This is a genomic window from Parafrankia sp. EUN1f (genome assembly GCF_000177675.1).
In the GTDB taxonomy this organism is placed as follows: domain Bacteria; phylum Actinomycetota; class Actinomycetes; order Frankiales; family Frankiaceae; genus Parafrankia.
Genome location: NZ_ADGX01000222.1, coordinates 1 through 11,118, shown reverse-complemented (window position 1 = coordinate 11,118; position 11,118 = coordinate 1). Strand labels below are relative to the sequence as shown.

Below are 11,118 nucleotides of genomic sequence, written 5' to 3'. Positions count from 1 at the left end.
CCGCCGGTGCGGCTGGCGCAGCCGGCCGGGTTGACGCGGCCGCGGCGTTCGCCCGGCGGGACGAGATGGTCGGAGGCTACTCCGACGAGGGCCAGCTGCCGTGGCTGCGTGACCGGGGCGTGGCGGTCGTGCGGGGGGTCGGCCGGCTGGCCGGTGAGCGCACCGTCGTGGTCCGCGCGGCCGACGGCGCCGAACGGACGCTGCGCGCCAACCGCGCGGTCGTGCTGGCGACGGGGACGAGGGCGACGATGCCGCCGATCCCGGGCCTGGCCGAGGCCGAGCCGTGGGACAACCGCACGGCGACCGGTGCGCGGGCGGTGCCCCGCCGTCTGGCCGTGCTCGGCGGTGGCGCGGTCGGCTCCGAGCTGGCACAGGCGTTCCGCCGGCTCGGCAGCGAGGAGGTGACCGTCGTCGAGGGCGGCCCGCGACTGCTGGCGCACGAGGAGCCGTTCGCGGGCGACGAGGTGCGCGCGGCCTTCGAGGAGGAGGGCATCGTCGTGCACACGGGCCGCCGGGTGGTCGCGGTCCGGAGGGACCGGCCCACGCAGGGGTCCGACCGCGGGCCGGTCGTGGTGGGGCTGGACGAGACCGGCGACCCCCGCCAGATCGTGGCGGATGAGCTGCTGGTCGCCGTCGGCCGCACGCCGGCCACGGCCGACCTCGGTCTCGAGGCGGTGGGCCTGTCCACCGCGCCGCGCGGTTTCGTCGAAGTCGACGAGCAGCTGCGGGTCCGGGGTGTCGCGGGGGGCTGGCTCTACGCCACGGGTGACGTGAACGGGCGCGCGCTGCTCACCCACATGGGCAAGTACCAGGCACGGGTCGCGGCCGACGTCATCAGCGGCCGGGTCGATCCGGCGGGCCGGCCGGCCGCGGACCGGGCCGATCCTGCCGTGATCCCCCGCGTGACCTTCACCGACCCGCAGGTCAGCGCGGTCGGGCTGACCGAGCAGGCCGCACGTGCCGCCGGCCTCGACGTGCGGGCGGTGGCCGTCCCGACCGGGTCGGTGGCCGGTTCGTCCGTGCGGGGAACGGACGCCGTCGGCACCTGCCAGCTCGTGGTGGATGTCGCCCGGCGGGTGCTGGTCGGCGCCACGTTCGTCGGCCATGACACGCAGGAGCTCGTGCACGGCGCGACCATCGCCATCGTCGGGGCCGTCACGCTGGAGGACCTGTGGCACGCGGTGCCGTCCTTCCCGACGGTGAGCGAGGTCTGGCTCCGCCTCCTGGAGTCCTACGGGCTCTGACCGGCCGGTGGCTCCGCGGCCACCGCGGTCGCCCACGCCGGAAATCAGGTGAACACCGAGACCCCGCCGGGACCGACGAGGAGACCGACCACGATAAGCGCAATTCCATAAAGGATTGCGCCCCGGACTAGGGAGACGATGCCGCCGACGACGAGGACCACGGCGATCAGCCAAAGGATGAATTCCATAGTCGTCTTCTTCCAAAACAAACAGCGGCAAAACCCCGGGTCCTGGTCGAATCGGTCTCAGACCGGACCCGGTGCCGGACCGGGAACGAGTCGTCGCCGCGGGTGAGCGTCCGGTCAGGCGGGAGCGGCGGCGCCGTGGCCCTCCCGCAGGTCGCGGCGGACGATCGGGCGGGGCTCTGGGGCGTCCAGCCGGGCGGCGTCGGCGGTCTCGTCGTCGGGCTGGCGCTGGGACTCGAGCTCGGCGGCGACCCGCGCCCGGTAGAGCTCGATCTCCCGCGTCGTCGTCTCGGTGTTCCAGCCGAGCACCGGCGCGATGAGCTCCGCCACGAACGGAGCGGCTTCCAGCCCGCGGTCGGCGGTCTCGATCGAGATGCGGGTCCGCCGGGTCAGGACGTCCTCCAGGTGCAGCGCGCCCTCGTGCGACGCGGCGTAGACGGCCTCCGCGGCGAGGTAGGACGGTGCCCCGGGCAGCGGCTGCCCGAGCTCGGTCCGGGCCGCGATCAGCTCCAGCACCTCCTCGACGAGGGTGCCGTACCGGTGCAGCAGGTGCTCCACCCGGGCGACGTGCAGCCCGACCGTGCGGGCGAGCCGTTCCCGGGCGTTCCACAGCGCCGGGTAGCCGTCCGCGCCGAGCAGCGGGATCCGTTCCGTGCACGATGGCGCGACGGTGTGGTTCAGGCCCGCGACCGCCGCGTCGACGGCATCCGCGGCCATCACCCGGTAGGTCGTGTACTTGCCGCCGGCGACCATCGTCAGGCCCGGAACCGGGCTGACCACGGCGTGCTCCCGCGACAGCTGGGCCGTCTCGTCGGACTCGCCGGCGAGCAGCGGCCGTAGACCCGCGTAGACGCCGATGATGTCGTCGGTCGTCAGTGGCGTGCGCAGCACCCGGTTCACGGTGTCCAGCAGGTAGGTGATGTCCGCGCTGGTGGCCGAGGGATGGGCGAGGTCGAGGTTCCAGTCGGTGTCGGTGGTGCCGATGATCCAGTGGCTCCGCCACGGGATCACGAAGAGCACACTCTTCTCGGTGCGCAGGATGAGCCCGGTGGAGCCGTGGACGCGGTCGCGCGGCACCACGATGTGCACGCCCTTGGAAGCCCGGACCGACAGCCGCGCACGGCCACCGACCATCGCCTGGACGTCGTCCGTCCACACGCCGGTCGCGTTGATCGTCGTGGCGGCGCGCACCTCGAGGTCGACACCGTTCTCCAGGTCCCGCACCCGGACGCCGGCCACCCGCTCGCCCTCCCGGACCAGCCCGGTGACCTGGGCGCTGGTGGCGACCAGCGCGCCGTACCGGGCCGCGGTGCGGGCGACGAACATCGTGTGCCGGGCGTCGTCGACCTGGCCGTCCCAGTACTGGATGGCGCCGACCAGCGCGTCCGGTCGCAGCGAGGGGAACTCGCGCAGCGCGGCCTTGCGGGTCAGGTGCCGGTGCAGGGGGACGCCACCGCTGCGGGGGGCACCGGCGTCCCCGCCCGTTCGGGGGGCGATGCGGCCCAGTCCCTGCCCCAGGGTGTCGTAGAGCAGGACACCGCTGCCGATGTAGGCGCGTTCCCACCCGTGGTGGGTCAGCGGGAGCAGGAAGGGAACTGCCCGGACGAGGTGCGGCGCCAGGGTCTCCAGCAGCAGCGAGCGCTCCCGCAGCGCCTCGCGGACGAGCGCGCCGTTGAGCTGCTCCAGGTAGCGCAGCCCGCCGTGGATCAGCTTGCTGGACCGGCTGGACGTCCCGGCGGCGAGGTCCCTGGCCTCCAGCAGCGCGACTGACAGGCCGCGGGTGGCGGCGTCGAGCGCCACCCCGGCCCCGGTGACACCGCCACCGATCACGACGACGTCCACCGGCTCGGCGCGCATCCGCCGCAGCGCTGCTGCCCGGTTCGCCGGGTCGAGGCGTGCGGTACCGGTCATCGTTTGTTGATCCCCCTTCGACCGTGCCTCAGGTGCCCTGGTCTTTGCTTCGTGGTGCCCTGGTTCCTGGTGTGTCTGCGGGTGTCCTGTCGGTGTGTGCTCTGCTGGCGTCGGTGTGTGCTCTGCTGGCGCGTGCTCTGTCGGTGCCTGCCCGGCCGGCGGTTGGGCGATGCTCACGCGCGGGAACGCGGACCGGGCGGCGGCGGGCGGGCACCCACCCATCGTGCCGGCAGTTGGTGCACACCGCTCACGCTGCGGTGAACATCAGGTGGAGATCGGGTACCTGCCCGGTTGCCGCCTGTCACGTCAGGTTGTCCGTCTCCATGATGCCCAGCGGGTCCCTGCCCGAGAGTTCCGATAAGTGATGAATATGTGAAATGTGGCCTGCCCTACAGGGCCTACAGGGCTCACAGGACCTGCCTGGCGTGCATCCGTCCGTGCCGGGGCGCGGTGAAGCCCGTGCATCCGAGGGCACCGCCGTCCGGTCAGGGCTTCGCGACCACCGGATTGGTCGTATCGCGCGGATGATCTCGCGGACGGCGCGCGGGGGCCCCCGATGGGGGATGCTTGGGCGCGAATCGTTACCGATCTAGTCGTGCGCCGTCGGGGTAAACCCTCCCGGGACGGCCCGGTACCGCGCGACCCGGAGGAGGCGGCGGCATGGACCTGACCTTCAGTGCCAAGGAGGAGGAGTTCCGCGCGGATCTCCGCGGCTGGCTCGCGGACAACATTCCCGCCGAGTGGAGCCGTCCCGGCTTCTGGGCGGGTGTGCCCGAGGACGAGGGCTTCGAGATGCGCCGTGACTGGGAGCAGCGCAAGTTCGACGCCGGGTTCGCCGGCATCGACTGGCCGACAGAGTACGGCGGCCGCGGCGGAACCCCCGGCATGAAGGCGATCTACGACGAGGAGACGGCGAGCGCCCGGGCACCGTCGACCGTCAACGCGCTCGGCCTCGCGTTCCTCGCGCCGACCATCATGGCGATCGGGACGGACGAGCAGAAGCGCGAGATCATCCGGCCGCTGCTGCGCAGCGAGGTCATCTGGTGCCAGGGCTTCTCCGAGCCGGACGCCGGCTCCGACCTGGCCTCGCTGCGCACGGCCGGGGTGGCCGACGGCCCCGAGATCGTCGTCAACGGTCAGAAGGTCTGGACGACGAACGCCAGCCACGGCGACCGGATCTTCACCCTGGTGCGCACGGAGCCCGGCAGCCAGCGCCACCGCGGCCTGTCGATGCTGCTCATCGACATGCACCAGGAGGGCGTCGAGGTCAGGCCGCTGCGCCAGATGAGCGGAGCGACCGAGTTCGGCGAGGTGTTCTTCACCAACGCCCGCGTGCCCGCCACCGAGTGCCTGGGCGGCCTCGGCAACGGTTGGGCCACCGCGATGCTGCTGCTCTCCTTCGAGCGGGGAGCGTCCGGGATTCTGCAGTACACGTCCTTCCGGCGTTCCTACGACGAGATCGTGCGGGCCGCCCGGGCGCTCGGGCGGGACAGGGATCCGGTGCTGCGCCAGGAGCTCGGCCGGCGGATGGTCGAGCTGGAGTGCCTGCGCTACCACGCCATGGACGTCCTGACCAAGGTGGAGCAGGGCGTCGATCTCGGCTCCGAGTCGTCGATGACGAAGCTGCAGTGGTCCGAGACGTACCAGGACCTGTTCGAGACCTTCGACGACCTGCTCGGTTCGGATGTGGCCATCGACGCGCCGCTGGCGGACCTCGACGTGACCGCACTGCAGGCCGAGGGCTTCTGGAGCAGGTCCGTGACGATCTGGGGTGGTTCGTCCCAGGTGCAGCGCAACATCGTCGCCGAGCGGGTGCTCGGCCTGCCCCGTTGAGCCCGTTCCGGAAGGATCACTGAAGTGTTCTTCGCGCTTACTGACGAGCAACGAGCGCTGGGCGACACCGTCCGAGACTTCCTGGCGGACCGCTTCGGCCTGACCGCCGTCCGGGCGGTCTTCGAGGATGCCGCCGGTGACGGGCACCCGCCGGAGCTGTGGAAGGCGGTCGGGGAGCAGGGATGGCTCGCCGTCTGCGTTCCCGAGAGCTTCGACGGGCTCGGGCTCGGCATCCTCGACGCCCAGGTGGTGGCCAGGGCGCTCGGCGCCGGTGTCGCGCCCGGCCCGTGGCTGCCGACGGTGCTGGCGGCGGAGGCCGTCCGGCTGGCCGGTTCGGACGCGCAACGCGCCGAGCTGCTGCCGCGCCTCGCCTCAGGCGAACTGGTGGCGACGGTCGCCCTGCGCGGGGCGGGCCGGGGCTATGACGCCGACGGCGTCGCGGTGACGGCCAGCGTCCCGGCCGGGGAGTCCGCGCCGTCCGCCGGCACCGGTGCCGAGGCAGGCGTCGAGGCCGGTGCGGAGGTCGGCCTGCTCACCGGCACCGCGTCGCCGGTCGAGTACCTCACGGTGGCGGGCCTGGTCGTCGTCGCCGCGACCGAGCCGGGGCGGGTGGCGGCCACGTCCGCCTCGGCCGGTGCCGGCGCCGGGTCTGACGGCGGGTCCGATGTCGGCCTCTACCTGGTTGACCCGGGGGCACCCGGGGTGACTGTCACGCGGCTGACCAGCTACGACGGGACCACCCGGCTCGCCACCCTGGCTCTGGACGGGGTGCGGGCGCGCCGGCTGCCCGGGTCGTCGACCGCGGTACTCGACGATCTCCTCCGCCGCGGCGCGGTGCTCACCGCGGCCGACCTCGCCGGGATCGCCCGTGAGGCGCTCACCAGGACCGTGCGCTACGACCAGGAACGGATCCAGTTCGGGCGGGCCGTCGGCTCGTTCCAGGCGCTCAAGCACCAGCTCGCGGATCTGCACGTCGCCGTGACGATGGCCGAGCACGCGGTGATGTACGCCGCGTACGCGATCGACGCGGAGCTGCCCGATCTGCTGCTGGCGGTCGCCGTGGCGAAGGCGAAGGCGAGCCAGGCGGCGCGCGACGCGACCAGCACGATGATCCAGTTCCATGGCGGCATCGGCTACACCTGAGAGCACGACGCGCACTTCTTCTACAAGCGGGCGCGCCGGCTGTACGGGGCGTTCGGCGACCCGACGGCGCACCTTGAGCGCGTCGCGGCGCTGACCGTCGACACGGTGGTCTGACCACGCTGGCCTGACCACGCTGACCTGACCACGGGCGGCTCAGAGGGTGTGGGCGGCGCGGTAGGACAGGGCGTCCCTGGCCGCGTCGAGCGCGGCCGCCCGATCGGCGGGCACGAGCCCGATGCGGGTCCGCCGATCGAGCAGGTCACCCTCGTCGAGGGCGCCCTCGTGGAGCACGGCGAAGACCAGCTCGGCGCGGGTGACGTCCACCCCGGCGGTGACCGGCTCGAGCAGCCGCGGGTCGTGCCGGGCCAGTTCCAGCACGGCCGGCGCCTGGGTGCCGTAGCGGGCGACCAGCCGGCGCGGGGCCGGCACGGTGGCGAGCGTGCGGCGGGAGGCCGCGCCCACCAGCGGGAGCCGGCCCGTCCGGCAGGGGCCGGCGTCCAGGCTGGCCTGGGCGACCGCGGCGTCCACCGCGTCCTCGGCCATCCTCCGGTAAGTCGTCAGCTTGCCGCCGACGATGGTGATCACCCGGTTGGACCCGACGTGGACGGTGTGCCGGCGGGACAGGTCTGCCGTGCGCCCGTCCGGTCCGTCCAGCAGCGGCCGCAGGCCGGCGAACACCCCCAGCAGGTCGGCACGATCCACCGGGGTGGCCAGAACCCCGGAGACCACGTTCAGCAGCTGGGTGATCTCCTGGTGGTCCGGCACGGGCTGCTCGGTGACCTCGTCGGTCGGAACGTCGGTCAGACCCACGTACACCCGGCCGTCACCCTGCGGCAGGACCAGTGCGTACCGGTTGCGCTCGCCGGGAATCGGCACCGACAGCGCGGTGGGGGTGCCGCCGAAGACCGCCGCGGGCAGCACCAGGTGGGTCCCTCGGCTGGGCCGCAGCCGGATCTCCGGCGCGAGGCCCGGCGCCCAGACCCCGGTCGCGTTCACCACGGCACGGGCCCGTAGCCGGCAGTGCCGCCCGGTCAGGGTGTCGAGCGCCTGGACGGTGATCGGGGCGGGCCCGAGGCCACCGCCGGAGTACACGTCCGTTCCCGTGCCGGTGCCCGTTCCCGTGCCTGCGTCCGGGCCCGTGCCCGCGTCGTGCCGCACCGCGAGGACCCGGACGCGGGTGAGGATCCGGGCGCCGAACGCCGCCGCCGTCCGGGCGATCGTGACGACCAGCCGGGCGTCGTCGACGAGCTGTCCGTCCCAGTAGAGAAGCCCACCGCGAAGCCCCGCCTCGCGCAGACCGGGGACCATGCCCAGCGTCTCGACCGCGGACAGCCGCCGCGGCGGCGGAAGCACCGTGCTCGGCGTCCGGACGCCACGGCGCAGCAGATCACCGAAGCCCAGGCCCGCGCGGGTGACCAGCGCCGAGGTGGCCGGGACGTCCGGGGTGAGCGGCAGCACGATCGGCAGCGGATGCACCAGGTGCGGCGCGGTGCGGCGCATCAGGATCTCGCGCTCGGCCGCGCTCTCCCGCGCCAGGCGCAGATCGCCGGAGGCGAGATAGCGCAGCCCGCCGTGCACCAGCTTCGAACTCCATCGGCTCGTGCCGAAAGCGAGATCACGGGCCTCGACCAGGGCGACGGACAGCCCTCGCGAAGCCGCGTCGAGCGCCACCCCGACGCCGGTCACGCCGCCGCCGACGACGAGGAGGTCGACGACCTCACCGCCCGCCAGCTCGGCCAGCTCGCGGGTGCGGCGCTCGGCGGTCAGCGACGCGCGTTCGAGGTGACCGGTCATGTGTGCGCTCCAGGGTGCTCGCGATGCTCGGCCGGCCGGCTCCCGCCTGGCGGGGGGCCCTCGACGACCGGAGGAGGACCTTCCGGTGGTGCCAGATATCCGTCCAACATCAGGTACAGCTCTTGCGCCAGGGCATCCCTGGACACCTCGTCGCCCAGCGCGCCCGCGGAGAGAACGTACGACTGCGTCGCCAACAGCACCATCCGCGCCTGGGCCGCCGGGTCGCCGGCCCGCACGGCGCCGACCGCCCGCGCCGCGGCGAGGCGCTCGCGGAGGAGGTCGAGCACGAGCAGCTGGGTCGTGCCCAGCCGTTCCAGGATGTAGGGCGCCAGCAGCTCGCCGTCCGTCGCACAGATCCGCAGGAACAGCGGATTGGCCTGGAAGGCCTGCGCGGTCGCGACCAGGGAACGCACCAGCTCGGCGCGCGTCGCGGCCGGATCGGTGCCGGCCTTGCCGTCACCGGCCGCCATCGCCCCCGGCACCACGATCCGAGCCCATTCACGGCTCATCACGTCACGGACCAGCGAGCGCAGGTCGGGCCAGCGGCGGTAGAGCGTCATCCGGCTGACGCCGGCCTGCCGGGCGACCTCGGCGAGGGTCGTCCGGCGCACCCCGATGGTCATCAACAACGCCGCCGCGGCGTCGAGGACGACATCGTCGGGAACGGCTGACGTCGCGGTGCGCGAGGCCGCGGTGTTCGATGCCGCGGTGTTCGAGGTTGTGGCCTGCGAGGTTGTGGCCTGCGGCGTTGGCGTTGTCGCCTGCGGAGCCGCGTCGTGCGGGGCGGCGGGGCGCTGGGTGGCGGCAGGTGCGGCGGCGCCGGCGTGTGGGTGGGTCGGTCTGTTCATCGGTCCTGTTCCTCCCCCCGCCGCTGTGCCGGCCTGCCGTGTTGAGGGTGCTCCCGAAGCGATCGTATGTGACACTGTGCCGTCAGGTGTCACAGTGTATCGAGGGCGCCGTCTCGATCCAGGCAGAGCGGACGAGCGGGCACGGGAGCTGAGATGACGTCCGAGTCGGGGGAGCACAGCGACGCGCCGGGCGGCGATCCGGTCTGGTGGGGCTGGGGGGCGGCCCAGGAGCACCATCCGCTGCCCGCCGCCGTCCGCGATCTGCTCGCCGCACTCGGCATCGCGGGGCGCCCGAGCCCGCCGGTGGACCTCGCGGACGTCGCCCTCGCCCCGGTGCGGCTCCCGGTCGAGGTGCTGATCGAACTGCGTGCCGTCGTGGGCGCCGACCACGTGCTGGAGGACCGCGAGGCACGGGTGCGCCACTGCCGGGGGCGCTCCACCGTCGACCTGCTGCGGCTACGTGCCGGCGACGCCTCGGACGCGCCGGATGTCGCGGTCGTCCCCGCCGATCACGCCCAGGTCCTGGCCGTGCTGCGGATCTGTTCCCACCACCGGGTGATCGTCGTCCCGTTCGGCGGTGGGACGTCCGTCGTCGGCGGGCTGGTGCCGAGCACACCGACCGGGACGTCGCCGGCCGATGTTCCGGCGGATGCCCACATCGGTGTCGTGGCTCTTGACCTGCGACGTCTCGACAGCGTGCGCGAGGTCGATCCCGTGTCGGGCACGGCGGTGCTGGGCGCGGGGCTGCGTGGGCCGGCCGCGGAGGCGCTGCTGGCCGAGCACGGGCTCACCCTCGGGCATGTCCCCCAGTCCTGGGAGTACGCGACGATCGGCGGCTTCGCCGCGACCCGCTCCAGCGGCCAGGCCTCGGCCGGCTATGGCCGGTTCGACCAGCTCGTCACCGGTCTTCGGGTGGCGACCCCGGTGGGTACCTGGGAGCCGGGGCGGGTGCCCGCCTCGGCCGCCGGGCCCGATCTGCGCCAGCTCGCGCTGGGTTCCGAAGGGGCCTTCGGGGTGATCACCGAGGTCACGGTCCGGGTGCGGCCACTGCCGCGGCGCCGCCGGTTCGAGGGCTGGCGAGTGGCGAACCTGGCCGCCGGGCTGGATCTGCTGCGCGAGCTGGCCCAACGGGACCTGCTGCCCACGGTCTGCCGGCTCTCCGACGAGGTGGAGACCGCCGCCGGCCTGGCCAACGCCGTCACCGCCGGGACGGACGTGACCGTCCCGGCGACGTCGGCGATGACCCCCACCTCGCTGCCCGTGATCGCTGGCTGCTACCTGCTGACCGGCTACGAGGGGGGCGACGCGGACGTGACCGAGCGGGCCACCGCCGTCGGAGCGGTGATCGCCGCCGCGGGCGGCCTGCCGCTGGGCGAGGGAGTCGGGCAGGACTGGCTCGCCGGGCGCTTCCACGCGCCCTACCTGCGCGATGCGCTGCTCGACGAGGGCATCCTCGCCGAGACGTTGGAGACCGCGGCCTACTGGCGGGACGTGGCGCGCCTGTACGCGGCCGTGAGCAGGGCGGTGACGGACGCCATCGAGTCCGACGGGTCACCGGCCGTCGTGCTGTGCCATGTCTCGCACGTCTACCCGGCTGGAGCATCGCTGTACTTCACGATCGTCTGCGCTCAGGGACCCGACCCGATCTCCCGCTGGAGCCGGGCGAAGCACGCAGCCGGAGATGCGATCATGGCGAACGGCGGGACGATCACTCATCACCACGCGGTCGGGACGGAGCACCGCCCCTGGGTGCGGGCCGAGATCGGGGACGTGGGCGTCACGGTGCTGCGCGCGGTGAAGGCCGCGCTGGACCCGGCCGGCATCCTCAACCCGGGCATTCTGCTTCCGCCGCAGGCCGGGTAGCGCCGCGCCGCACGCCGAGTGGCGCCGCGAGTGCTGGTTACTCCTCGGTGCCGACCTTCGCCGCCGGGGAGTAAGCATCCTGGTACCAGGGGTACATAGGCCGGGTGAGGACATTCGCCGCCGTCATTGTGGCGCTGCTGCTGATCTCCGTGGTGGTCGGCCTGGTGCTGACCGCGCTCCTGATCGCCTACCGCAAGGCCGCACCCACCCGGGCCAGGAACGCGGCGGCCCGGCAGGCGGCCACAGCCACCGCCCCCGGCAGACGTGGCCGCGCCGCGGCCGGCGCCCGGCCGGTCG

The 11,118-nt window shown here is 73.5% G+C and carries 7 protein-coding genes and 2 pseudogenes; 5 read left to right on the top strand and 4 right to left on the bottom strand.

Annotated features, from left to right (window positions below):
- A partial coding sequence (locus FREUN1FDRAFT_RS35600) for an NAD(P)/FAD-dependent oxidoreductase (RefSeq protein WP_006545244.1) occupies positions 1–1,244 on the top strand: 1,244 nt, incomplete at its 5' end.
- Between the two features lie 44 nt (positions 1,245–1,288).
- On the opposite strand, the gene FREUN1FDRAFT_RS45580 is transcribed toward FREUN1FDRAFT_RS35600, so the two are convergent.
- Both FREUN1FDRAFT_RS45580 and FREUN1FDRAFT_RS35595 read right to left on the bottom strand, forming a co-directional pair.
- The gene (locus tag FREUN1FDRAFT_RS45580) at positions 1,289–1,432 is read right to left on the bottom strand and encodes a GPGG-motif small membrane protein (protein WP_006545243.1); all 144 of its coding nucleotides are present in this window, start codon (positions 1,430–1,432) and stop codon (positions 1,289–1,291) included.
- A 114-nt stretch (positions 1,433–1,546) separates the two neighbouring features.
- Complete coding sequence (locus FREUN1FDRAFT_RS35595) at positions 1,547–3,340, bottom strand: glycerol-3-phosphate dehydrogenase/oxidase (RefSeq protein ID WP_006545242.1); 1,794 nt, start codon at positions 3,338–3,340, stop codon at positions 1,547–1,549.
- Positions 3,341–4,000: 660 nt separating this feature from the next.
- Here FREUN1FDRAFT_RS35595 and FREUN1FDRAFT_RS35590 point away from each other — a divergent pair.
- Together FREUN1FDRAFT_RS35590 and FREUN1FDRAFT_RS35585 are read left to right on the top strand one after the other, a co-directional pair.
- Positions 4,001–5,173 carry an acyl-CoA dehydrogenase family protein gene (locus tag FREUN1FDRAFT_RS35590; RefSeq protein WP_006545241.1) on the top strand — a complete coding sequence of 391 codons (1,173 nt, stop codon included), beginning with the start codon at positions 4,001–4,003 and terminating at the stop codon, positions 5,171–5,173.
- Positions 5,174–5,197: 24 nt separating this feature from the next.
- Positions 5,198–6,430, top strand: a pseudogene (locus FREUN1FDRAFT_RS35585) (acyl-CoA dehydrogenase family protein).
- A 39-nt stretch (positions 6,431–6,469) separates the two neighbouring features.
- On the opposite strand, the gene FREUN1FDRAFT_RS35580 reads toward FREUN1FDRAFT_RS35585, so the two are convergent.
- Positions 6,470–8,110, bottom strand: a complete 1,641-nt coding sequence (locus FREUN1FDRAFT_RS35580) for a glycerol-3-phosphate dehydrogenase/oxidase (protein WP_006545239.1) — start codon at positions 8,108–8,110, stop codon at positions 6,470–6,472.
- On the bottom strand, positions 8,107–8,958 hold the full coding sequence (locus FREUN1FDRAFT_RS35575; RefSeq protein ID WP_006545238.1) for a TetR/AcrR family transcriptional regulator: 852 nt from the start codon (positions 8,956–8,958) through the stop codon (positions 8,107–8,109). Before FREUN1FDRAFT_RS35575 ends, FREUN1FDRAFT_RS35580 begins: the two co-directional genes overlap by 4 nt.
- 153 nt (positions 8,959–9,111) lie before the next feature.
- On the opposite strand from FREUN1FDRAFT_RS35575, the gene FREUN1FDRAFT_RS35570 reads away from it, so the two are divergent.
- Positions 9,112–10,821 (top strand): FAD-binding oxidoreductase, encoded by a 1,710-nt coding sequence (locus FREUN1FDRAFT_RS35570; protein ID WP_006545237.1) that lies wholly within the window; start codon positions 9,112–9,114, stop codon positions 10,819–10,821.
- A 104-nt stretch (positions 10,822–10,925) separates the two neighbouring features.
- Positions 10,926–11,118 (top strand): annotated as a pseudogene (locus FREUN1FDRAFT_RS44625) (hypothetical protein); the annotation flags it as partial.